At 48.5% G+C, this 24,019-nt stretch carries 24 protein-coding genes; 2 read left to right on the top strand and 22 right to left on the bottom strand.

Going from position 1 to position 24,019, the window contains the following annotated elements; translation table 11 throughout:
• Positions 1 to 19 precede the first annotated feature (19 nt).
• Entirely contained in the window at positions 20 to 1,066 is a 1,047-nt protein-coding gene (locus PGW97_RS24990) for a hypothetical protein (protein ID WP_273860677.1), read from the bottom strand.
• The gene (locus PGW97_RS24995) at positions 1,066 to 2,325 is read right to left on the bottom strand and encodes a hypothetical protein (protein WP_273860678.1); all 1,260 of its coding nucleotides are present in this window, start codon (positions 2,323 to 2,325) and stop codon (positions 1,066 to 1,068) included. Before PGW97_RS24995 ends, PGW97_RS24990 begins: the two co-directional genes overlap by 1 nt.
• Positions 2,326 to 2,750: 425 nt before the next feature.
• On the opposite strand from PGW97_RS24995, the gene PGW97_RS25000 reads away from it, so the two are divergent.
• Entirely contained in the window at positions 2,751 to 3,308 is a 558-nt protein-coding gene (locus PGW97_RS25000; protein WP_273860679.1) for a tyrosine-type recombinase/integrase, read from the top strand.
• Between the two features lie 17 nt (positions 3,309 to 3,325).
• The gene (locus PGW97_RS25005; protein ID WP_273860680.1) at positions 3,326 to 3,853 is read left to right on the top strand and encodes a hypothetical protein; all 528 of its coding nucleotides are present in this window, start codon (positions 3,326 to 3,328) and stop codon (positions 3,851 to 3,853) included.
• A gap of 81 nt (positions 3,854 to 3,934) precedes the next feature.
• Here PGW97_RS25005 and PGW97_RS25010 read toward each other — a convergent pair whose 3' ends face one another.
• The 20 genes from PGW97_RS25010 to PGW97_RS25100 form a co-directional block, all read right to left on the bottom strand.
• The gene (locus PGW97_RS25010) at positions 3,935 to 4,300 is read right to left on the bottom strand and encodes a hypothetical protein (protein WP_273860681.1); all 366 of its coding nucleotides are present in this window, start codon (positions 4,298 to 4,300) and stop codon (positions 3,935 to 3,937) included.
• 639 nt (positions 4,301 to 4,939) lie between these two features.
• Positions 4,940 to 6,067, bottom strand: coding sequence for a RepB family plasmid replication initiator protein (locus PGW97_RS25015; RefSeq protein ID WP_273860683.1), 1,128 nt, complete (start codon positions 6,065 to 6,067; stop codon positions 4,940 to 4,942).
• 353 nt (positions 6,068 to 6,420) lie between these two features.
• Positions 6,421 to 6,555 (bottom strand): hypothetical protein, encoded by a 135-nt coding sequence (locus PGW97_RS25020; RefSeq protein ID WP_273860684.1) that lies wholly within the window; start codon positions 6,553 to 6,555, stop codon positions 6,421 to 6,423.
• On the bottom strand, positions 6,555 to 6,941 hold the full coding sequence (locus PGW97_RS25025) for a hypothetical protein (RefSeq protein WP_273860685.1): 387 nt from the start codon (positions 6,939 to 6,941) through the stop codon (positions 6,555 to 6,557). Before PGW97_RS25025 ends, PGW97_RS25020 begins: the two co-directional genes overlap by 1 nt.
• A 1-nt stretch (position 6,942) precedes the next feature.
• Positions 6,943 to 7,446, bottom strand: a complete 504-nt coding sequence (locus PGW97_RS25030) for a deoxycytidylate deaminase (protein WP_273860686.1) — start codon at positions 7,444 to 7,446, stop codon at positions 6,943 to 6,945.
• Positions 7,446 to 7,805, bottom strand: coding sequence for a hypothetical protein (locus tag PGW97_RS25035; RefSeq protein ID WP_273860687.1), 360 nt, complete (start codon positions 7,803 to 7,805; stop codon positions 7,446 to 7,448). Before PGW97_RS25035 ends, PGW97_RS25030 begins: the two co-directional genes overlap by 1 nt.
• Positions 7,802 to 8,053 carry a DUF7740 domain-containing protein gene (locus PGW97_RS25245; RefSeq protein WP_443147151.1) on the bottom strand — a complete coding sequence of 84 codons (252 nt, stop codon included), beginning with the start codon at positions 8,051 to 8,053 and terminating at the stop codon, positions 7,802 to 7,804. The genes PGW97_RS25035 and PGW97_RS25245 overlap by 4 nt, the downstream gene beginning before the upstream one ends.
• Positions 8,050 to 10,050 (bottom strand): ATP-binding protein, encoded by a 2,001-nt coding sequence (locus tag PGW97_RS25040; RefSeq protein ID WP_273860688.1) that lies wholly within the window; start codon positions 10,048 to 10,050, stop codon positions 8,050 to 8,052. Before PGW97_RS25040 ends, PGW97_RS25245 begins: the two co-directional genes overlap by 4 nt.
• A 19-nt stretch (positions 10,051 to 10,069) precedes the next feature.
• Complete coding sequence (locus tag PGW97_RS25045) at positions 10,070 to 10,366, bottom strand: hypothetical protein (RefSeq protein WP_273860689.1); 297 nt, start codon at positions 10,364 to 10,366, stop codon at positions 10,070 to 10,072.
• 20 nt (positions 10,367 to 10,386) lie between these two features.
• Positions 10,387 to 10,956, bottom strand: coding sequence for a 3'-5' exonuclease (locus PGW97_RS25050; protein WP_273860690.1), 570 nt, complete (start codon positions 10,954 to 10,956; stop codon positions 10,387 to 10,389).
• 8 nt (positions 10,957 to 10,964) lie between these two features.
• Positions 10,965 to 11,987 carry a metallophosphoesterase gene (locus tag PGW97_RS25055; RefSeq protein ID WP_273860691.1) on the bottom strand — a complete coding sequence of 341 codons (1,023 nt, stop codon included), beginning with the start codon at positions 11,985 to 11,987 and terminating at the stop codon, positions 10,965 to 10,967.
• 179 nt (positions 11,988 to 12,166) lie between these two features.
• Positions 12,167 to 12,619, bottom strand: a complete 453-nt coding sequence (locus PGW97_RS25060) for a hypothetical protein (protein WP_273860692.1) — start codon at positions 12,617 to 12,619, stop codon at positions 12,167 to 12,169.
• On the bottom strand, positions 12,612 to 13,061 hold the full coding sequence (locus tag PGW97_RS25065; RefSeq protein ID WP_273860693.1) for a ProQ/FINO family protein: 450 nt from the start codon (positions 13,059 to 13,061) through the stop codon (positions 12,612 to 12,614). The genes PGW97_RS25060 and PGW97_RS25065 overlap by 8 nt, the downstream gene beginning before the upstream one ends.
• Before the next feature lie 27 nt (positions 13,062 to 13,088).
• Positions 13,089 to 16,604: a plasmid replication protein, CyRepA1 family gene (locus tag PGW97_RS25070; RefSeq protein WP_273860696.1), complete on the bottom strand. Its 3,516-nt coding sequence runs from the start codon at positions 16,602 to 16,604 to the stop codon at positions 13,089 to 13,091.
• Positions 16,605 to 16,649: 45 nt separating this feature from the next.
• The gene (locus PGW97_RS25075; RefSeq protein WP_273860697.1) at positions 16,650 to 17,228 is read right to left on the bottom strand and encodes a nucleoside triphosphate pyrophosphohydrolase family protein; all 579 of its coding nucleotides are present in this window, start codon (positions 17,226 to 17,228) and stop codon (positions 16,650 to 16,652) included.
• Positions 17,218 to 18,198: a DUF723 domain-containing protein gene (locus tag PGW97_RS25080; RefSeq protein WP_273860698.1), complete on the bottom strand. Its 981-nt coding sequence runs from the start codon at positions 18,196 to 18,198 to the stop codon at positions 17,218 to 17,220. Before PGW97_RS25080 ends, PGW97_RS25075 begins: the two co-directional genes overlap by 11 nt.
• 11 nt (positions 18,199 to 18,209) lie before the next feature.
• Positions 18,210 to 21,146, bottom strand: coding sequence for a DNA polymerase (locus tag PGW97_RS25085; protein ID WP_273860699.1), 2,937 nt, complete (start codon positions 21,144 to 21,146; stop codon positions 18,210 to 18,212).
• A gap of 307 nt (positions 21,147 to 21,453) precedes the next feature.
• Positions 21,454 to 22,158: an MT-A70 family methyltransferase gene (locus tag PGW97_RS25090; RefSeq protein ID WP_273860700.1), complete on the bottom strand. Its 705-nt coding sequence runs from the start codon at positions 22,156 to 22,158 to the stop codon at positions 21,454 to 21,456.
• Entirely contained in the window at positions 22,148 to 23,092 is a 945-nt protein-coding gene (locus PGW97_RS25095) for a recombination-associated protein RdgC (protein WP_273860701.1), read from the bottom strand. The genes PGW97_RS25090 and PGW97_RS25095 overlap by 11 nt, the downstream gene beginning before the upstream one ends.
• Before the next feature lie 44 nt (positions 23,093 to 23,136).
• Positions 23,137 to 23,985: a hypothetical protein gene (locus PGW97_RS25100; protein WP_273860702.1), complete on the bottom strand. Its 849-nt coding sequence runs from the start codon at positions 23,983 to 23,985 to the stop codon at positions 23,137 to 23,139.
• Positions 23,986 to 24,019 lie beyond the last annotated feature (34 nt).

Below are 24,019 nucleotides of genomic sequence, written 5' to 3' on the forward strand. Positions count from 1 at the left end.
TGAAAAACTCAGAAAATAACTAAACAACAACTATAGATGAACTAAAAGCTTTCCTATCAATTGACCAGAAATCAAGTAAACAACCAATTAAAGCCCTAGTTTCTAAAGAAGACTCTGTGTGAGGTCTAAACTCTTTAGACATAGCATAAAGCTCAAGCTCTTTAGCCGTATTGAATAGTGTTCGTGCAACCTCACCTTTAGAAAAATATTCAGCGATTATTTGAGTAGGTAAAGATTCAAACTCATCGGAAATTTTTGATTTCACTTGCCTCGCAATTGAAGGCCCTTCTTCTGCAAATTGTTCAACTAATGACAACGATAAGCCGAGCATCTTGTTCAGTCCTGACTTACCTTTTGATCCATAGGTAAAACCTTCCGCCAGCTTTTCGGTGCGTTCTACATTGTCCACAAAAGAAAGCTCTCTAAGTAGATAATCAACACCTATGGCCAATAATGAAAGAGTGTAATAAAAACAGCGTAGAGCGACTTCTAATTGGCTCGGTTTAGTAAGGATTTGCTCTGCAAAGAATCTCGAGACTTCTAACCATTTATTACATGTATCAAAGGTTAACCCACGAGCTAACAAACTCTTGCTTTTTAGAACTTGGCCCTTCCAATCCCCATCTATCTTACCTAGATTATACATGTCGATAAGACTGATGAATTCTTCATCAGAAAGCCTAGTAAGTTCTGACTCTGTTCTCGACAACTTGGATAAAAAAACCCCATCCAAAACAAGCACATTAAGGTCTTTACCGAAGTCTTTCACCTCTTTTCTTTGGTCTGTCGTGGCTATAATTACGTTGTCGGCTTTAACAGCTTGTGCCAAACCTTTTGCCCAAAATATTCGTTCTATGGCTTGAGGTGTTTTTTTGTTCTTTACATCTACAATCGTTACATTACGAGTTGCTGATGACGCTCTACTATACAACCATAAATCAATATCAGTTACATCAAACCCCTCATATACAAAGGGGACTCCACGAGCAACATAGTAACCGGCCTGGATGAAATAACTTTTTAATAGCTCTTCCATCGCAAAACCCTTACAAACTTTTTTGCTCACTAGAAGCCTCCTGTTCTCAATGAACTAATCATATCGTTAGTTTCAAATGGGCTACGTTGGATTTGTTGTCGTCTTATCACTTCTCGATTCACTTCAGGAGCTATGTATTTAGTAATTGCAGCACCCGGTAATGAAGGTAAAGATTGCTCGCTAACGTCACCTTTAAGAATTACTTGTAAAGCTAACTCACCAATTTCTTTTTTCAGCAAACGCATCATCGGGCCTGATCGGCCACCTTTACTACCTGTACGTATAGAAACTACACCCTTCAATTCAAGGATTCTGTAATCTTGACCTATAGCACTAACGGGACCTATTTCTCGCCCATCAATTAGGGCTCTTAATAAGCGGTCTATCATACTTATTTGGCCTCTTTCATATGAACTTTTGGTCATTCCATATGTTAATGATGCGACAAAAGCTTTTGCTAGGTCAAAAGCGTCATCCACCATAGAACTACTATACTTCGAAAATGCTGAAGGAAGAGTAACGTAGCCTACTTCTTCCGAGCTATTGCTTACAATGCTGACATCAAAAAAGCCAATCGAGTTGACTTTACTAAACAATATTTTACCTAATATAAACTCAGCATCAGTCACAGAAACGCAAGCTTGTCGTCTTAGCATATCAGTTAATTCATTAAGACTTGCTTGTTCTTGAGGTTTTAATGAATCTAAAACGGCTTTAACCTTTTGTGCTGATTCTCTACGAAATAAGTTTCCATTAAAAAATATTTTTTCATCCTTACCTAGCATTTCAACATCAACAAAACCTATCTGCTCTGAATCATGAAATACTTGGGCTGTCTCCTTAGCACTAAGCCTATGAATATCTGATATTTTCTCCTGAAGCTCTCGCGAACTTATCGGCTTTGATGATGCAACCTCAGCAATTTCTAAAGTTGAATACTCTATACTTTTTGGCTCTAAAGAGTCGAAGATGTTTGAGGTATGTTGTAACGCAGAAGCGGTTGTTACGCCTAGAACGGCGACGCCTTTTTTGCCTTTATCAATCAAATCGTGATCGCTAAGTACATCAAGTAGTTTGGGTAATTCAAACACAGGGTTGATGTTAGCAGCGTTCGCTAGCACATTCAGTCTATCATCGCTAATTTCAGATTGATCAGTTGCAGAGATTGCTGATAGCAAAATTCCAGCTTTACCAGCAACAAATGTATTCAAGTATTGCCCTTGATTTGTCACACTTTGAAGCTTATTAGTGTGGTGAATCAACCAAGATCCTTTAACTTTATTATCCAAGATACTTCTCCGATAAATGTAAAAGAGCCTCCAATGCTTAATTTACAATCAGAAGCTATGAGCATAGGTTCTTATGCATTATTTATACTAACATGGTTAGCAATCTCTAAGTATCTTCTTGGATCAATGTTTAGAGTTGGACACGGATTAGAAATAACGAGATGGGGTCACTATAAGTTGGCACACTAAACGCATCACCTTCTCTGTTAAAATTATCATCCAGCTGTAGATTTCACTCCAACGGTTCTGTACTTTTCTCCCATGCTTCATTATCCATAACAAATCACCGGTCGGTCTTAACCACTTTTAAAATGTTACAACGTAACTTAAAAGCCAACCTTTCTAGGTTACAAAACGTGATTATGTCACCTAGAAAATCCTTGATATACTGGTGCTTAGTAACACCATTTTAGAAAGGAACTGCAATGGCCAACGCTGTGCAGCCGGTTCGAGACCCCAAACAGGTGCGGGAGGTCGAACGTCGGCTAAAACGTCACTATGGAAAGCAATTCGCTCAGATGTGGGTTTTTGGTATTAACACCGCCCTACGAGTTTCTGACGTTTTGACAATAAGACCTCATGACGTCAAGAATGGCATTCTTTATGTCAACGAGAAAAAGACTAAAAAGTCACACCGGATTGTTTTGAATAAGGCTGCCCTGGCTATTTACCAAGAAATTCTAAAAGAATACCCAGACACTGAGTATCTGTTTCAGTCGAGGGGTAATAGAGGAAAGGGTTCTGGTAAGCCATTAGCTCGCCAGTCCGTATGGAAAGCATTTGAGGAAATAGGGCAGATGCTCGACATTAAGCTCGGTACCCACTCGATGCGAAAGACCCGTGGCTATCATATGTATAAGAAAACATTAGATATAGCTAGAGTCCAAAAGATGTTGAATCACTCCAGCCCTGCAACTACCATGGCGTATATTGGCCTTGACCAAGACCAGATTGACGACGACTTTTTAAGCCTTGTTTTATAAAAATTAAGGGATTAATAATGTATAAACTGCTTGTTTCAGTTCTTCTATTATTTTCATCAACTCTGGTCAATTCAGCTGTGGCCCTCCGCCCCCACTCGAAAGACATTGAAGTAGCCCACTCTAATTATGGCTGGATGTCCGAGGTAAAGGGTAACGTACTTGGAGTTTATATTGATAATGTTACAAGCTCTTTTATCAGCGAAGCTGAGTTGCAAAATTACATAACGCTTCGATTACGCAACCTGGCAAGAGAACTTTCCTATACTACCGGAGAACCTAGTCCCAACAAAAATTGGCTGACTTTCGAAGTTGAGCTCTACAAATTTAATGATACATCCCAGATTTATTATGGCCTTATCTCACTAAATTATGCTCCAGCAAGGGCCTATCAAAAACGCGGAGTTCCTGAGTATCAAATCACCATAGCTTTTGCTGAAGGTGCCCGCTCTTTGAAGACATCCCTCAAAAAGGACCTCGACAATATCTTAGAAACCTTCGCTTCTGATTATTACCGAATCGCTGACTACAAACCCCAAAAACGCTGAAGAAAGTAACCGCCTCACGGCGGTTTTTTGTTTCGTAAAATTGTCGCTCGAATACGGTTGAAGGCTTTAGTTACTACATAATTATGGTGCGTTAGATTCGTCCAACTGGTTCTTAATCCAATGACGAGCGATTCCTTGTATCACCATTTCCTCGGGTACTCTGCCACGGCGTTCCTCTGTCTCCGCATACCAAATACCTTTCTGGTAGTGCAGGCGGCAGAGGAACACATCCCCTGATAGCTCAACCAGCGCAATACAGCCCTGATGAGGGTTCCGCCCTTGCTCCAGGACAAGATAATCACCCACTTCCATCTTCATGTCCGGTAAGTGAAAAGGTTGCTCCAGCTGGTACGGGCGCGTACAGCCAGGCTTAGGAATCAAGTATTCGTTTAGGGTTGCGCCAGCCGGTTGCTCAACGAACCCGTCAGTTGGGGGTGGAAAAGGCATTGGTGGTACCTATCAGTCAATCACTGTTTAAGTATACAGGTTAAAGCGTCAGCAACGGCATGTTTATATAGTTGTGTCAGTTCGGGACAATGCAGACTCTTACTGAAAGTTGGCGGGGTGAGTTATACATCCTTAAACTGTCAGTTCGAGTGAACACGGCGTCTTACTTGGGGTTGGCGGGTCGAGTTATACATCCATAAACTGTCAGTTCGAGGGAATACAGCGTCTTACTGGGGTTGGCGGGGCGAGTTATACATCCATAAACTGTCAGTTCGGGTGAATACAGCCTATTACTGGGGGTTAGCGGGTCGAGTTATACATCATTAAACTGTCAGTTCGGGGGGATTACGGCATCTTTTTGAGGGTTGGCGGTCGAGTTATACATCATTAAACTGTCAATTCGGGGGTATGCTGCCTCTTTCTGAGGGTTGGCGGTCGAGTTATACATCCTTAATCTGTCAGTTCGGGTGGATTACAGCCTCTTTCTGAGGGTTGGCGGTCAAGTTATACATCCTGAAACTGTCAGTTCTGGGGCCAGCCTCTTTCTGAGGGTTGGCGGTCGAGTTATACATCCTTAAACTGTCAGTTCGAAAGCAATAACCACCAACCCGTAGGGGAGTGATCGGGTGACGACCCCAATCACTTTCTAACTTCGCCAATGATTTTGAGGTATTTTTCGCGTTTATCGCGGTCAGCCTTGGGCAATACCCGCTTGTGAGCCTTCAGTTCTTTCTCAAAATCATCCAGAATTTTTATACACTTACGAGCCCATATCCCTTCAGCGTCACTACCCTTCAATACCTTTGGCCGTGCTGGGAGTCGTTTACGCACGGGTTTAACGTCCACAATATCGTGCTCAATCAACTCATGCTCTGGCGTCTTCATCACACCAACATAAAAATGCGTGTAAGCCCGCCCACTTTTTTGAGTTCGGTCGATGCCTGAAACGACTGTTAAATCGGTACTTTCTGTAATTTGTTTATCATACGCGAAAGAGTCAGCTAAACGCCTGATCGACTTGTGCTTTGTATTCAGGAAGCGGTTCCAAGTATCCAAATCCCAAGTTATATAAATCTGCTCACGATACTTTGCTTCAGACTCCACCTGCATCTTCAAATACGTGTAGAGTTTGTTGGCTGCCGGTGAGAGGCGAGCCTTAATTTTATTATCCAAACGCGTGAAGTTTTTGACGACAAACAGCATGGCCATAGCCAAGTTCTCATTGATTTCAATCGTCAATCTGGCCGCCTGTGATGCCGCTGGTTTCGTACCCAACATCTCCCCAGCATAGAATTTTTCAACTACAGCACCTTGGCCTTTAACGCGGCGTTCAACTTCGAACTCAAGGTCAGTGACAGGCCGCGACATTCGGATTGTACTTCCCTGAAAGATCTCTACGGCTTCATTGAACAAAGAAAGGGCGTCACGAACGAACTGCTTCCGGCCAGCAACATCAGTTAACTTGAAAGTTTTAACGTAATCAGCAGCTGTTAGAGTTACGGTTCTGAACTCAGATGGAATATACTTTTTGCCCTGATTTATGGATTCAAGAAACTCGTCATTCAGCCGTAGTTCGAGTGGGTAGATATCAAGGTGCATGGCCACGAACTCAAACATACGCCAGGATGATGAATTCATAGCCATTAGGCCGCTGATAACATCATTGCTAACCCGAAAAACGTTGTTTTTGGAATCCACGGCGGCATTGTAACGGAACTGCTCTAACGCTTTAGGATCCTCTTTCAATGCTAACTCTAAATTGTCCATGACCTTATACAATATCAAACTGTCAGTTGGGGTTCCTTTTATACAATATAAAACTGTCAGTTAAAACGGCAGGTCTTCAAGTTATACGATATAAAACTGTCAGTTAAGCCTTTTTATACGATATGAAACTGTCATTAACACAACATGAAACTGTCAGTTAAACGCGTAAAGCTATGTATTTAAAAGAGAATTTCAAACCTAAAGTAAAGTTAAGTAGTGTATATATTTAAGATCGAGATCGTTATACCTAAAGTAAGATCTTTTAAAGATCGAATGCACTTTTGCAAAGTGCTTCGTTTTTGACTTTTTTTAAACACAAAAAAGGGGAGCCGAAGCTCCCCTGCCGATAAGTGTTACTGGTTGAGTCGCTGTAACTCAAGGTGGTTCCCGATACTGGCGGCCAAGATATTCCTACGGTGGCCAATGACTTGTACGGTATACTTGGTCTTCGCTTGGCGTTCTTTGCGACGTGATTTCTTCTTAGCCATTAGTCCTCTCCTGAGTTTGAGCCGGTGTAACTGGAACTTGAATCACAGTGGCTATCGGATCCACCAAAGGACCTTTCATTGGATCTGCTGCCCCTACAATTCTCATAATCGCCTGTATCAAGTTCTAAGACGCTGTAAGGGTCTTGGTGGTACGGATGTGGCCCTGAGTGGTAGATATCGCCGCTGTGACGATTCTGGGTGCCTTTCTGGGCGTTTTTGTATGGAGTTTTTGCTACACAGGACATTCTTGCCTTTGGATCCGGTACTTTTTTGCGGTCGGGGGATCCAAGACGTTTAATGATTTGCCACAGGCTTACCCCAAGGGTGATGACCATGCCTGTGAGTCCTGCCAGCAGCAGGCCTTCAAGCGTAAACAAGTTGTTCATCTCAACCTCTCAAGTCCAATTGCTTGTATTCGAAAACCCCTACCCCGTAGTGGTCGAAGATCTCTTGAGCCAAGTGCGTGTGATACCGTTCCTGGTAAATCACGTATTTCACACCGGCGGCACACAACCGCTTCGCACAATCAGGGCATGGATAGGTCGTTGTGAAGCAAACGGATCCTTCGACATGCACACCCTCCCGAGCCATTTTGTCCAATGCGTTTGCTTCGGCATGAATTACCAGTGGGTTCGTAGAACCGTCTGGAAGCTCACACACGTTGTTCATACCCGAAGGCATACCGTTGTAGCCTAGAAACAGAGATCGTTGCTCTGTGACGATTACAGCCCCCACACGGCGACGTTTTGCCACCGAGAGACCGGCAGTTCGGTTTGCCAAGTCCATGTAGAACGGAATATGTTTCTTCATGACCACGCGAGCCAACCCCTCTGGGATTGGTGTGGAACCCTCGATTTCAAGGTCTTCGTTGAATGCGATATAGCGGTCCATTAAGCAACTAACTCCCCACGTTCAATGCGTTTGATGATTTGGTGTCTCCAGTAGTTTCGGCCATTCGCACTGTCGTGCATGACCTCCGCCACCATGTCGATGTTCATGCCTTCCTTGAGCATCTTGTCTATGAGTTCCCATGATTCTTGGTCAGGCGAGTTTCTGAACCGCTTCGCCTCCCGATTCTGCTTTGGTGGCCGGCCATGAGTCGGCGGCGGCACCGGAGCGGGTACCTCACGACGGTAGTAACTCTGGCCTAAGCGCCAGCCTTCACGGTGTTTGTGGTTCCACGTTGCCAGCTCTTGCAGCGAACTGGCCGCTCTGATTCGTGCCTGAGCCGAGACAGGGACTTTGCTCATAGTTTGCTATCCAAAATTCGATGTAACTGGGCAACTCTCCCCGTAGGGAACGGTGCCCGAATGACAGATTTCAAAACTTTTTTGTTGTGCGGATTTGTCATCCGGTTGGCCAATGCCTTGGCGCACCGGATGACTTCCTTGTTGACTTGCCCTGGCGTCTTACCGTCCAGCCCGTGAACGGTGACGCACAGTTCCAGCGTGGTTAGCAAGTCGAGGAATTCCCACGCCAGAACTTCGTCCTGTGTCATAGTGCGATTGTGTGGTCAGCAACAGTTGGTTTGTGCGAAACAATCAGCATCTGGCCGATTTGCGGAGTAATGCGTTGTAGGCATTCTTGGATGTAACGGGCACGTTCGCTATCGCATCCCTGATCAACTTCATCCAAACAAACCATTGGCAGTACGCTGTGAGTCAGTACCTGTCCCAATGCAAGGCGGATTGCCAGATTCGCAATGTCCTTGCCCGAGCCTGAAAGGGTTCTCAGTGGCTGGTTGTCCACAGTCACTTCGAAATCTTCATCAACGACCACGGTGTTGCGTTCCCCACCGGTCATTTCGCTCAGAAGGATTGAGGCCACCCGAGACAGTGCCGGAGTCAGGTAAGACTTCACGTTGGTTTTCGTTTCGTTCAGCGCCTTGCGGGCTTTGTCCAGATCCGCCAGTTGCTCTTTCAGTGTTTCCACTTCCGCGAGCTGGGCTTTGTAGGTGGCCATGTTGTGTTCGTATGCCTCGAAACGGGCATCGTAGACCTCCCACATACGCAGGCTGTTAGTGACCTGAGCAATTTCAGTATCCAAACCTTCGTATGAGGCCAGTGCCTCCTGCGCTTGCTGGTAGGCTGCCAGTTCGGTCTGGTAGTTATCCTGGGCGCGGGCGTTGTGTGCCTCGACGTTCTGGTTGTGGGACTCAGCTTCGAGGTTGTGGGCTTTCACTCGCTCAACCCCTGTGTGGTACTGAGTCATCAACCGGTCGTGGCTGGCCTTCAGGTCGTCGCAGCGTTGTTGCCAATGCTGTTCTGCCTGACGGTAAGTTCTCAGCTCTGCAGCGTAGGCCTCCCAGTCGATGATGACCTGACGGAGCGGGTTCAGGTTGGCCAGCTGTGCTCGGGCGGCTTCCGCTTCGGCATCAACGCGTTCTTTCTCGGCCAGCTGGGTTTCCATAACGATCAGCTCGGCTTCGCTGTACGTTGACGGTGCCGGACTCACCTCGGGAACGTCGCTGTATTTTTCTTCCAGCAGGTTTGCCGCCAGATAGTTTTTATGGCCACAATCACCACAAATCAGATAGCCTTGGCCACGTAACGCATCACGTTCTGCAATGCGTTTGTTTAGCCGGTTCAGCTCTCGTTGTTCATCGATCTGCGCCTTCGTCAGAGCCGGTGCAACAACGGTCTCAGCTTTCTGGATTGCAGCATCAGCCGCCGCGATTTGGGGCTTCATGGCCAGCAGCTGGCTGAAGGTTTCCTCGCTCCACTCAGCCGGTTCAGCCGGTGCCACAGGGGCGTCAGGCAGCACCAAAGCCTCTGGTTCTTCCGGCATGTCCATCAGTGACATTCGGTTGAGCAGTGTTGGTGCTGTTGGGGATTTTACTGTCTTGAGTTTTTGACGTTCAGACACTTTGACGTCAAGAAGTGCGGAGGTTTTTGTTAGTTCCTCACGGTTAGTCGTTGGTGACAAAGGCTGCTCGGGTTCGGTCAGAACGGCTTCCATCCCCGTGATTTTCCCGCGTAGTTCTTTGCGCTCCCCGTCCAGTTCGGCAGCCACATCGTCCAGCTGGTTCAGGCCTGCCACGGTGTCCACCATGCGTTTGCGCTCGGTAGGTTTCATGTTGGCCAGAGCCTGCAAGTCGCCTTGTGCGGCTAAGTGAGCGACACGGTAAACATCGAAGTCAAAACCCAGCAGTTCAACAATGGCTTTGTTCACTGGGCTGATACCCGTGGCCAGTGGCTCAGGGTCTTCCCCTTCCACCGCTTTGAACAGTTTGGCGTTAGTTTTGGTGCGCTCGATGACGTAGTTCTGGCCTTTGATGATGAAGCTGGCCTTACAGGAAATGCGCTTGTAGTCGGTCATCTTTCCGCGCAGGGCATCGTTACCGAAAAGCGAGTAAGCAATCATCTCAAGGTTCAGGGATTTGCCCGCTTCGTTGCGGCCAGTGATAAGGGTTGAACCCTGTAATTCGAACTGTAGGTCACGTTTGATTTGGCGTTCGTTGGCGAACGTGACACTGTAATTTAGCGTGTTAATCATGGTTGTTCTCCAATTAGTGTTACAGCAGCATGAACGAGTCGCGGTGGATATCGGATTCATTTACCGACCACTGTATCCATCGGTCTTGAATCGCCGCGATTTGCTTGTTGGTTGTCATGTCGATTTCAAAGATGTTGCATTCATAGTTCTCTGCGACTGTCCCCAAGTCGTATTTCTCGACTAAATCCGCAGGGATTGATGGAGCCGCATACATCTCTTGAGCAATCCGAACCTTGATAAAGAACCCCATTTTCACCGGTAGTAGGACTGAGGCATTTAATAGCTTTGCTGCCAGAAGTGCGTCTTTAAATTTCATGTGTTGGTTGTCCAAGTTAGTTACAGCTGGGCATTAACCGCGTTGATAACGCGGCGGGTAATTTCACAGTCACAGCTGGCGCGGTGGGCATCAAGGTCGTCGATCTGAACGTCTTGCTGGAAGGCCGCGTCTGTCAGTTTCTGCCACTTGTATGAGTTCTTGTAGGTGTTCCATTCGTTGTAGAACTCGGCGTACCACTTCATGGCACACGGATATTCAAGGGAGCGGTAGAACTCCATCAGGTCAGCCGGTGCTTTGTATTTTGAGGCCGTTTGCAGAATCATTCGGCGGTCAAAATCACTGTTGTAGGCAATGGCACGTTTGCCATAAAGCGCCTTGATGACGTCCACTTGAATGTCCAGCCACGTTGGGGCGTTGGCCACCATTTCGTTCGTGATGCCGTGAACAGCGGTGGCCTCGGCTGGGATTGGAATGCTGGGTTTCACCAGTGTCTGAAGAATGATTTCACCGGAAACGGCATTAATGATGCCCAACTCGATGATTTCATCTATCAGTTTTACGCCGGTGGTTTCCGTATCGAATATAACCGCGTTCTCCAGCGGGAGCGGTTGAATAGCGCCGGTAGTCATGGTTGTCCTCAGATATTACGAGCTTCGACTTTCTTCCACAGACGGTCTGTGGTGCCCTTTGACACGTCGTTCTGTTTGAACGTTTTTCTGAATACGTCTTCCAGCGAGAACTCATCCAGCTTGACCTCAATTCCCTTGGTGTTTCCGCTACTGACTCGCTTGTGGGTCAGTGCCAGACAATCAATGCCGTCGATTGGGGTCTCGTTTTCATCGACCAGAACGCGAAGGCATACGTTGCGGAAGCGGTCAGGGTTATCCAGCAATAGCGCCTGCACTTCTGCCAGTGGCAGGGTCATGTAGGTGTCATTGAAAATGTCCTCACCGTGGGCGTAAGGCAGCATCGAACCGGTAACCAGGACGTCGAATAACCCATAGGCATTGTTGACCAGATGGATCCCGCGTTTGTGGTAGTGGCCGGTCACGATACTGGACGTCTTACCGGCCAGTGCTTGGTATGGAACCGAGTTGTGGGTGTTCTCTCCGAAGTCGATGAAGTCCCAGTGGCCGAACACCATATCAAGGCCGTCCGGTAATTTGGTGGCGTGTTCGTGGCTGTCCGTGAAAGGTGTCCACGGTACAAATGCCCACTTTCCAATGACCAGCGGCTCGTCCATGACGATTTTGATATTCGGTACCGGTGCAAGAATTGCGGCCAGCACTTCGAAGGCCGATTTCTTCTCACTGTCGCGGCTTCGGTCGTGGTTACCAGACAGGATCACGTAGGTTACTTGTGGTCGGGCAAACGCTGCCTTTTGATATTCATTGGCTACGGCCAGTACGACTTCTTCCGGCATCCGGAAAGCATCGAACAAGTCACCCATACAGACGTGGATCTGAGTGGTTTCAGGGAATTGGTTGAGGGATTCTTTGAAGATTTCAAACTGGTGGGCTTCTCGCTCCCCACGGCGATGAACCGGTACGCCGGTCTTGAATTGGCGTCCAATGTGGGGGTCACCCAGTGCGGCAATCTCAGGCGTTACCTGAAGCAATGCTGGGTGTAAGTCCACCTCAGAAAAGGTACGTTTAGACATGCGGTGTTCTCCAGTTAGTGCAGACCATTAGGGTGGAATTGGCGGGTGTTCGGCCTGCTTGCTGTTAAGACGTTTTGACGTCAACACCCTCCAAATTAACCCGCGCATTGCTGCGCGGATTGAGGAGAACAAACCGTATGTGTTAACACACACGCCTTGTTAGCCTCTGAGTATATAGGTTATTTGGTTGGCATGTCCACCAAAGGAACCCACTCAAATTCCTCAATACTTGCCCATGGAATACTTTTTGCGCCTTGGTCTTTGCTTTCGACCAAAATTCTAGCAGGCACTCGGTACCATTTAAGGGTGTTCATATTGAGTAAGTAAAACCAGTAATCCCCGCCAGCAGCTACTTGTTTGCGAGCTGCCCGCCACTGCGACGGCTGTACGTCACTGAAGCGGAAGCGGTTAGCCTCAAAGGTTGATTTGACCTCGCAGTAACAGGTATGGCCATCTTCCGTAAGGAGATAATCCGACGGCTGCGGTGCAACACGTCGTTGGTTCATCCGTTTACCTTGGCTAAAGTTCACTTCATAGTGGTCTAGGAAGCGATAGAGGAATGCGTTTTTACCTTTTACTGCCCAATGAGATTCAAACCAGCTTTCAGCCAGTTTCCCATCGTTGTTAATCACGGCGGATCACCTTACGGGCTTTTACCCGAACCTGCACACCTGCCTTGGCCGTAGCCGGCGCTGGCTTATGTGGGCGGTTGGAATTCTGGGCTTTGCCTTTAGGCTTTGGAGCGTAACGGCGCTTACCGCGTTTGCTGGCTTTCAGTCGTTCGACGGCAAACTGCGATTCTTCCAACGTTACGCGGTCGGCCTGTTCACCGCCAGGAGCGAGGCGAACGGCGTTGGTTCGTAGGAGTTGCAGATAACCAGGCGAACGAGTGTGGCAACAAAGAGCTGAATAGAGTTTCTTGTTGCTGATCGCTTCGGCAGGCAATAGCTCCCGAAGTGTTTGGTATGTTCCTTTGGCCAGAGGTCTTGACCAAACGACCTTGATGCGGTGTTCCCAGCATACACGTTTTAACTGGCGTAGAGCGGCTTCGCCATACCCTTTAGGTTTACTCATCAGTTTGTTCTCCGGTTAGGTTTTAAATCATTCGCTTTCGCTTGGACGTGTAATTAGAAAACGTCCTGTCTCCAACATAGCATCTCGAACGGCGCGATATTCCCCTTCGAGGTTGTCCATAAGTCTGCTCATAGCAGGGGCCACCTGTGGTGTGCCTAACTCTAGTGCTACTCGATATTGTAGTAGGCTACTAGGTACTTCAATTTCGTCTGCAAACCATGGGTGTTGAGAGTATCTTCGAGCATGTTGCATGCGGTCTCTGATAATCTTCAACCAATCAACATCTACATATCTAACGTGGATAGTCTGTGATTTGTCTTCTGGGTTTCGAATAGAAGTACGTTTGAAAAGAATCCCTAGTTTTCTATAAACGTTAGCAACGATCTTACCCTTCTCTCTTGGGTCTGTTGTGTAGTTTACAGAGATACCTAACAACGCTTTGATATGGTGGAATCCAGGATTCTCTGGGTCAGAGTCCCTTTCTCTCAAAACGTCATAGATTCTAATAATGTCCTCGATATACAGAGCGCGACCGTCAGATTGAGGAAGGTTATGAGGGTCGAAACTCAGGCCAATATACTGCATCAGCTCTCTTGCGAGGTGCCCGCGTTCGTATAGCAGCGAGGTTTCAGATGGACCATTCATCCTTGCCCATGCTGATAGGTCTAGTTGCACAGCGCGTTCAGGGGAGATACCCAGCATCATGGCGTCTTCGAGAGCCCTCTGCTGTGTCTTAGGCCAGCCCATAATTTCGTCCATTACAGATTGCTGCGCTACCCCTAACACTCTTGCCAGAGTATTTTTTCTTAGCATCGCTTGTTCCTCGATAGTCGTGTGCTGCTGTGACTTCCGCAATTCTTCAAAGTCTTCATCACTCAGCAACGGTGCCTCAATATCAATGTGTTGAAGATATTCTTGTTGTTCTTTTTGGACTTGCTTTCGGGTATTTCTGGTTGCGTCGTCACAAACGATTACCACATCCTCAAGCTGATAACCTTTTTTGACCAATCGAGCACGTAAGTTAAATGCAAAATTGTTACGGTCTAGGTTTGCACGACGAGTAACATATCCGTAAATTTCGTCGTAAATCATGTCCAACTGATTATTACACTCAAACTCGGCATTGTACAACGTTTCATGGGATACAATTTGGTTGTTGTTTTCCAAAAATATGATTGCTTTCCCAAGTCTCTCTTGCTTAATAATTTTGGACGCATCGTTCTCAAGTCTGTGATTTGCTTGATCAACATAGACATAAGTATCGCACTTATGCCCTGCACGAATACGTTCCAAATGCTGTACGGCGTCGCCGGTTGTTGTACCCACGATTGAAGACACGATCATGAAGCGATTTTTCAGTCTCGGGATACCGTTGATCACGTTTATAGACACCCCTGTACTGATAGATGGACTCGTCATCAGAATGTCGTTGTCTTTCAGGTTACGGTTAATATCCCGTGTAAACTCACCCACTTCCGTTAGGCCAGAGTTGTCTTTAGTGACCAGAATCATTCGCTGGCCGTTTCGCAGAGGAACAATGAAGTCCCCGTGCCGGTACTTGTAACCGGCCTGTTCCGGACCAATCTGTTTCAACAGCATCCGAGCCAGTTTGTGAATCCCACCGCGCTGGTTAGTAGCGATGTAGATCCCTTCACTTTTCTGGGCACACTCAAGCACTTTGCTTGTCAGTCCCAGTTCACTCTCAACCATATGGATTACGCCGCCGTCACAGGCTTTGTAGTGGCTCACCAGTGCGGTCACTTTCTCTGGTGGGAGAATGCCCAGTTGGATCAGCTGCTTGATGGTTGTGGCTGACAAGTCAGCATCGGCCATGATGATGTGTTTGGCCTGCTGGCACAGTTTGGTCAGCGTAGACAGCACCTTGCGGCGGTTCTTCAGAGTCTTCGCAGTAAGGTGTGCTACCAGCTGCTCGAATTCATCAAGGAACAGCGTATCTACTGGGTAGTGCAGGAACTTATGGATGGAGTCGAGGGTTGTTGAAATCCCGTCAGCCAACATTGCTGCGTTACCAGTCAGCTCGTCGTCGGTGTATGCGCTGATACCGAGGCGGTGAGCCGTGCCCATTACAAGAGCGATACGGGGTGCAACGGCCACCATACGGCCAAGGTCTCCGCTGTCTTGCCAGCGAACTACCTGTTCAGTTTTACCGGTGCCTTGGTCGCCAATCAGAGCAATCAGCTTGTCTTCAGGCAAATCAAAGTTGAACCAACGGTCTTCGTGACTGAAGCCGGTTTCAAGTACGTAGGCGCCCAAAGTGTCTTCAAAGTCCTTGCGGATATCGGACTCTCGGATCTGCTGCTGGGTTTGCCAGGAATCAGACAGGTAGTAGTTACCTTCACCGCGTACAAACGTGTGAATGACTGGGTTCGCGCCAAGGTCGTTGCCGTAGAACATTGCCTTACAGCTACCTTTGTCCGGCTGTAGGGGGTCAGCCAGTGTCAGACCGTGGTATTTGGTCCAATCCAGCATGACCTCTTGAACTGTTGGGCAGCGTCCATCATCGAAGTACAGAACATGGTCGAGGCTCAGGATACCGGCCATTTGCAGCTCGATTGCTTCATGCGCTTGTCGGCGGCTGTAGCCGTGTTTACCGATCAGTTCTTCGATACGAACCTTTTTGATTTTGGCCACCTGCTCAAGAACTTCAGGTGCTTGCTTGGCTGTTGACATTTTGACGTCAACATCTTGCTGAATTTGTCGAGTGGCCGTGTTGCTGTTCGGCTTGGCAATCTTAGTCAGGTTAACAACCGGCAGGCCGTCAACGAACCAAGCCTCGTTGTTCTGGGTTAATCCTGGGGTGGCCAAATTGGCTGGCGCTTCGTACATGATCCGGTTGGTTTGTGTTACCGAGGTATCGAACGGAACGCGAGTCAGCAATGCCCCAGAGGCTGACACTTTGATGTAACCATAGCCTTTCAGCCACGCTTGTTGTTCAAGGTGGAGGCTAATTTCTTCTTGAGTGCGGGCACCCAGTTGTACTGCGAAGTAAACGTGGAAACCCGATGCGCCTGATACCAGACGTCCATCATAGTAAACGTTACTGGAGGTTGAATACTTGGCGACATACGCTGCCCCTTCGAACGCTGGGCATAGTTCTACCAGCAGATCAACGAACTCCTGTGGTTCTTTGAAAGACACGCCCTCGCTGTCCGATGGGTCATAGTCGAACACCATGAATGATAGTTGAGGGTCATGTTTGAAGTTCTCAGACAGACGCGCCAGCTGCCATCCGGTTTCATCGTGTACGCAGGTCTCCCCGAACTCGGTTTCGAGCTTCTTACGGGTAGCGAATCGGTAGTACGGCAGTTCGCCGTTAGCGATACCGGTTGAAATGGCCTGATGGTCTGTCAGTGAATTGAAGAATTTAGGAAGGTTGGGTAACGAAACCTCTAATGTTTCGCCGTAACCCCGATACATTTCAGGACGTTTGTCACTTTCCAGACCTGCTTCAGTGTAGGTCAGAGTTTTAGTAGCGATACCAGTTGAAGTGAATCGGGTCAGTTTTACAGGTACAAAGGACATGGCCGCCTCAGAAGAAAATCCGCCCCAGTCTGGGGCGGTATTGCGTTATTTAACCAAGAGCTTTTTGATGTCGGGTTCTCTAAATCCGACGCTTTTCAATACTTTACCGGCCTTTATGCCGAGGGTGTCTGAGTCTTTGGCTGCTTTGATCACGTAGTATTCACGATTCTGGTGTTGAATCTTTGACGTTGTGACCTCATAACCTTTTGACGTCAGGACGTCCACGGATTGCTTGAGTTCTTCTTCGTTGTTAGCAACCTTGGACATGTTACTTTGATGTACTTCATCGAAGATTTCAACCAATGGTAAACCCAAACGGTCTGAAACCTCAATCAAGATTTTAATGGGATACGCCGCCCAGCTGTGTTGAACTGGATCAAATAAATTCATTTGAACGAGTCGGCCCATATGGACATAGATGGAATCCACAACCGCATCAGCCTGAGCAACTTTTGTTTTCGCTGTGGCCAGCTCGGTAAGTTCTTCAACCAACAATGCCGTATGGTTGTCATCCTCATGAGGCATCATTCTTGTGGCAATCGGTAGCCCGAAGACCTTACGGAACTCAACTACTGAATTAAAGAAGTGCTGATAAATACCTACATACTCAGGGTTAAATTTCATCAATTAGTTTCCTCTGTTCATCAAAAAATAACGTTTCAGCGTCCTTTAGAGCTTCAAAAGATAGGCATTCCTTAGATCCTGAAAACTTGATCGGTGGTGTAATTTTGGCGCTGTGTAGGCTATCCAAAATCTGCTTTTCTAACAGTAAAGCCTCGTATAAAGGCAATTGTCTGTAGGCATATAGCTCGATACGAAAGCCTACCTCTAGGACTTCTTGTTTGATGCGGGTTATTCTATCTACTACATCCTTCGCAATCCCAACCTTTATCCATTGGCTTTCCTTAAACGCCATTTTCAGTAGGTAGACCCCCGACTGATAATTTCTTTGGCCTTCCCGTAGGTTGGCTAGGGATCTAAAGCCTTTGAATTCCCAAGCACAGACAGGGCAACCCGTCTTACCTTGTTTTCCGTGATTCAATCTGGATTGAAAAAACGGACCATGTGCTGGGCATAGGATTTTCATTGGTGTCTGAGAGTTAACATACTCGATTTGGGAGTAGTCATATTTATCACCATGCACTTGGCGAAACTCAGTCAGCACTTCTTTCAGGGTTTTCTTCGGCGTTCCTGTACATTTCGGACAGTCCTGACCCTGTTGATGATTATTGATACTTTGCTGAAACTCTCCATGTATGCGGCAGATAATGGTGACTTTGGTTTTGTTTAGCCCCGCTTCAACCTTTGAGTAGTCATAGCGATCCCCATGGGTTCTTATGAAACTCTCTATTATCTCTGCTCGGCTTCGTTCTCGGCCCCTCCAAGTTTTTCTAAAACCACAAAGCGTACAGCCATGCCCTCTAAGGTGTGAGTAGGGCTGCTGCTGAAACTCGCCATGTATCTTGCAAATGAAAGTGGCCTTCGTTCTGGACCCATTGAACTCATATTTGGAGTAGTCATAACTATCCCCATGTACTTCTTTAAATGCCGTTATTTGTTCTTCGCGGCTTAGTGACTTTAGTTGGACTCCCATAGTTAATTACCTCAATGAACAACCCAGCTCATATCCTCATCGACCGGCTGTAGCATCATGTAGTCAATGACCTTCTGCCGGTACTCGTCGGGGAGCGGTTTGGCGCTAAATTCCGCAGGTACAAATCCGTCTAGGGGAACAGCCTCGTCCAGCTCGAACTGACCATATGGCGCTTTCTTCTCGTCATAAGGCTCCAGTGTCCGTCCGATTGAACAGGTGCCGTCCAGTTTCAGGGTTCGTACAATTTCCGGATGATTACACATGGTCTCTTTCAGCGTGTGGCTGAATTCCAGAGCTTGTTTGTGGTTGATGCTGAAGACCAATTCATCGTGGATTGGCATCATGAAATACGCGTCAAAGTGCCCGCCTTCTTCCAGCAACATGCTGTCCATTTTAACGATGCTGCGTTTTGCCAACGTTGCGCCAGATCCCTGAATTCGGGCGTTAACCACTTGGTTCAGAGCACGTTTCTGGATTTTGTTGGCCATGAACCGGCCAATGGCTGCCAGGCCGTGTGACGCCCACTGATTCACAAACCAGACGTACCAAGCTGGCGTGGCTTCGTAGCGGGTACGGCGGTGGCCGTCAGGCAGAACAACATAGCCGTGGTTTTTGGCGAACTCTTGGGTTTGGACACGCCATTGCTCGGCAACCACAAACGTATTCCGGTATGAATCCGTTGCTTTGAAAATTTCCTCTTTCGACCAGTTGAACAGGTCAGCTACTGTAAAACACGAACCTGAGAACCAGTAACCAAACGAAATACCTTTGGCCAGACTCCGGAACAGCTTGTACGGCTTGTCGATTGGCTCATGGGTTTTTGGGTCCGTAAACGGATATTGGCCAGCGTCTCCGAACTTGTTCAGGTAAATGGTTCGCGCCGCTTCGGGGTCGTGAAGCAGTTCGAAGTCGTCCTGCGTAAAGCCCGCCACTTTTACCGCGATAGCAGCGGCAGCTGCTTTGGCGTGGAGGTCTTTGTACGGTAGCTGGCCATAAGCGTCAGCGAACTCAGGGTCACCGGATGCGTCACCAACCAGAACCAGCTCTACCTGAGACCAGTCGAGTGACATGATCAGGTGGTCTTCGTTCTGCGGGAGCCAGAACCCACGGATGTAGGTGGACTCACCACGTTTCGACAGCTGCATGGTGTTCGGGTCTCTCGATGCCATGCGGCGGGTGTTCAGCATACTGGTTGTCAGCGGGTACATGCGGTTCGTTTCTGGGTCTGTCAGATTCAGATACGGGTTGATGTACAGCTTGATCCGTTGCTCGATACTGGCGATTTTGTCCAAGGCGCGAAGGATGCCCAGGATTGATTCAGTCCGTTCCTGATACCACTGGCTTTTCGCTTCAGCGATTGCTGTCAGCTGCGCGACTTCTTCCGCTGTCGCTTGTCGGCCAGTCTTCTCAATGGCTCGCAGATACTCTTTCAGAACCAGTTGCGGGTCGTTGGCCAGCTCGACCACACGCTCACGCAGTTTACCCCGTGCTTCTTTGTCCGTTTTCAGGTCACCTTTGATGTAGATGAACGGCAAATCACACAGGTCATGCAGCACCACGCGTTGAGGCATGTAGTGCGAGAAGTTGACCACTTTCTTGTTTGGCTTCAGTTTCAGGTCTTTGGACAGCTTTTCAGAAATCGAACCACTGACTGACAATAAGATCTCATTATCTGAAAACGTCTTGAAGTCATGAGATGTAAAGTCCTGAATTTTCTTGCGATATGTCAGGTAGCTGTCCCCGTTTTTACCGGAGTACCACTTGCTCTGCTTCTCCAGCATTCGCCAGTTCGGATCCTGAGCGAATGGCCCGATACCACGCAGTGCCGCCTGTAGCTCCTGAAGGGCTTCCACACACTTGCGGCGCTCGGTGGTTTCGCGGCGGGCAACGTTCTTGTTATTTACCGGCACCCCACGCAGCCAAGCCTTGGCGAAGATCCGAGGCATTGGATTCTCTTGATTCAGGAAGGTATTGAACACCTGCGGGTTGGTGGCCTGCATGAAGTCATACAGGATGTAGAACAGGCGCAAACACCAATAGGCGTCATCGGCACCATACACGCAGGCCTCTTGGCTGGTCAGCAAACCCATATGCGCTTTGCCATTCAGGGTTTCTTCGAACGTCGTCATCTTGTGGCCAAACCAACTGAAGCAGGCCTCTTTCAGACCGTAGCCCCACCGGCTTTCACGTACCAGCCCGTTATAGCTCCAGCTGGAGGTGGAGTCCTTGGCCAGAATCGAGTTCAGCAAGTCCTGTTGTTCGGCGTTGAAGTCGTCCCCATCCTTCCACTTGATGAAGGCTTTCTTCATCTTAGGCAACAGTGCCTTGATGCCGCCCAAGCCGTTCATCTGGAAACGTGGGATGCTGTATTCGTCGTCGTTGTAGGCCGACACGGCCATGGTCATGGTACAGAGGTAGTTTTTGCCCACGTCAAAGCCGATTGAGGCTTTGCAGGCTGCAATCTCATAGCAGGCGTTGTGGATGACCAGCGTGGTGTTGTCCCGCACGAACTCCAGTAACGGCAGCACGTCCTCTTTCGGGATACGGTTCTCAACGTCGGCGTGGCCGGTGTTGAAGTAGTAACAGACCTGATCTTGGTCCAAATACAACGAAAAGCCGGTCATGACCGTTTTGTTCAGGTCAAAAACCAGCTTTTTGGGTTTCTTATACTCAAGGGATTCTGGGTTGATGTTCATGAAACGGTTAAGGCCGTCATGACGGTGGCTGTCCTCGGTCTCGATATCGAACCCGACCAAAGGCTTGTACTGGCTAACGGCGGCAACAATACGCTGAACCACTTCTGTGTAGTTGTGTTTGGTTACAAGCACTTGTTGCAGGGCATCATAGCCTACAGGGAAAGGGGTAACGGTGTGAGTGATCCAGTAGGGCAGGTTCTGCTCTTTTGGATGCACTTTCGCAGCGGTTAACAGGTTAATTGGACTATACATGTTGTTCTCCAAACGGCCCCCGTAGGGGCCAAGCATTTACACCAGCGATAGAACGTTCCACACAGCCAGGACGACGCCACAGCCCAAGCCGATACCCACGCCAGTCAGAAAGGTTGCCAGCAGGTCTTTAAGGAAAGTCATGGTTTGCTCCGTAATTTGTCTGATACAAAAAGAATGCCCCTGACGCCGAAATATCCGAGGACGGCGCAGGCCACTAGGGCAAGGGCTCCAATGGTGAAAACACCGACACACAGCAAGATAAGGTCCCAAATCGAATCAATGCTGAGTCGTACACATTCTGGGATCCTCATGCCGCGTTCTCGGGCAGGTAATCGTCCATTTCGACGCTGTAAGTGATCTCCGGCTCGTTGCCCCAGTTGTCCCAGCCCTCAGGTTGATGACGGCAGAACAACTCAACCCGAGGAACGTCACCGAACAGTTCCACAATTCGGTCTCGAATCTCGGCGGGCTTCTCGCTGTGGCGGCCACTGTGAGGTAGGAACCACGACTCGGGTTCGTCAGTCTCCACAATCTGGCGCACGGCACTGGACAGTCGGCTGTAACCACGGCGTTTGGCCAGGATACAAATCTCGGTGTTGGCTCGGGTACCGGCTGCGCCCATCCCCATCAGAAATTCCTTGTCCTGAATCACGTTCTTCACCACGTCCATCTGAATGTCACGGGGTGAACTAATTGACCTCATGAGCTTTCGAACTTTTGACGTCAAGTTCTCCCAGTAGCGTTGGTTTCGCTTCACCCAGACAAAGGCACAGGTCTTGTAGTTGAAGCCCCACGCCTCGATGAGTTCCAGTGCTTCCGGAAGCTGTGGCCACGTTGCCCACATGAACAGAACGGCGTTATCGTTGGCCATATTGGCCACTGGCAAAGCCTTCAGGTCAGCAAGGCTGGCGCAGGGGTATTTGTACTCAGCCCCACGATTGCCTGACCGGCATTTGTCTTTGTACTGCCATGGTGGATCTGCATAGATAATGTCAAAACGTTTAGACGTCATGATCGGCCTCCGCTTCTGGTTTACCTTCGGAGACCAGTTTCTCAATGCCGCCAAGTTGTGCGGCTAACTGAGCGATAAGCTGGCGAGCGTGGTTGATGAACAGCAGGCAGTCAGCATCGACTCGGGCATATTCATCAAATTCGTCCATGTTCTGGTCACGAATCATGTCATCCCAGCGCATGCCGGTGAATGAGAAGTCTTCGTGCAGGGTGAACACGCAGGTTTCAACCAGGATAAGCTGAAGTTGGGTAACCACTTCACCATCATTCAGGTGTGCCTCGGTGACCACGTTGTGCAGGTCATCGTATTGAACTCGCGCCTTACTGGCTTCACGCATACCGGCAAAAGCCAGCTTCTCACCCAGAATGAAAGGTCGTGGCGCACCTTCACGTAGCCAGTTGGTCATCAGGGTTTGTGGCGGCTGGTTTGTTGAAACCGGTACGATTGGCAGGGAACCCAGAGTTTTACGTACCAGAGCAAGGCAATTCTCAGATTGCTTGGCTGTAGCATTACCAACAAGCACCATGTCATACCGTGGGTCAATCACGACAACCGAAACGGATTCAGTCGGGAAGGCCTTTTCAAGCAGTTCGCCTTCCAAGGTATCTTTCAGCGCGTTCTTCTCGGCACGGGTTAGCTTACGGGCGATCTGGTCTTCCTGAACTTCGATGCGTCGGTTTAGTTCTTTACGCAGGTTCTTGGCCGGAACCTTGCGGCTCTCGCTCATAATTTTCAGGAAAATCGTACCTTCAACGACGTGTACAAAGTTTTCGCCCATAAATGGCTGGAACCCGATACGGGACTTCTGGCCATAGGTACACGGTGTGAAAGCGAATGTTGAACACTCCTGCATGAGCTTTTCCAGCATTGCGTCGTGATCAACTGGCTTTGAGAAGCGGTAAACCCGTAGAGATTTAACAAATGGTGTCAACATAGCTTGTTCTCAGTTAGGGGCGGCAGCTGCCGCCCGTGTTTCAGTTACATCGCGTGGTTCATCATGGCTTGTTCAGCGCGGAGCCGAGCCACCACATCAGCGCCAGGCATAGGTTCCGTTGGGATGTAGAGGGCTGCAAGGCGTTGCTGGGCAGCGGTTGGGTTCAGCTGGCCAACCTTGATACCCGCGCCCAATTCATCAAGCGGTACGTCATACAGCTCGATGATCTGCCAGCCTTTCCGGATGGTTTCGATATTCTCAATCCAGTTGGCTTTCACAGCAGGGGTTAGGGCAAGGGCTTCAGCCACTTCCTCTGGGTCACGTTTACCCTCCAGCGCATCAATGAACAGGTTCTTTTCAAGGGCTGTCAGCTTTTTGAACTTGCTGACCCCGTAACCCTTGATGCCTTTGATGTTGTCCGATTGGTCACCGACCAGTGCTTTAAACAGACGCATGTCCTCGGCGGGCACATCGAATTCTTTTTCATGCAGTACACGGATGTTTGGTTTGCTGGTCAGTGTCAGGAAGTCGGCGTCGTTCGAGTTGATCAACACGTCGCCTTCAAACCCTTTGGCCATGGTGGCGATGACGTCATCGGCCTCCCAACCTTCGCATTCGATGTTCAGGCAGTTTGAATGCCCCAGTAGCTCTTTGAAAAACTCACGGCTACGGTAGAACTCGTCGGAAGCGGGTGCGCGTCCCTCTTTGTAGTCAGGGAAAATGGCACGGCGGCGGGCTTTACTGTTCCGCCCATCCCACACCCAAGCGATGGTTTGGGTCGGCAGGTTGGAGATCGATTCTTGATACAGCGTTGGCATGGCCACTGGGCCTAGCTTTTCGAATAACCGACGGAAAAGGTTGTTACCGTCAATAAGGCGAAGTGTGTTGTTCATGGTTGTTCTCCAATTAGTAAAAACGCCCCTTGGG

Source organism: Photobacterium sp. GSS17, assembly GCF_028621875.1.
Taxonomy (GTDB): Bacteria; Pseudomonadota; Gammaproteobacteria; order Enterobacterales; family Vibrionaceae; genus Photobacterium; species Photobacterium ganghwense.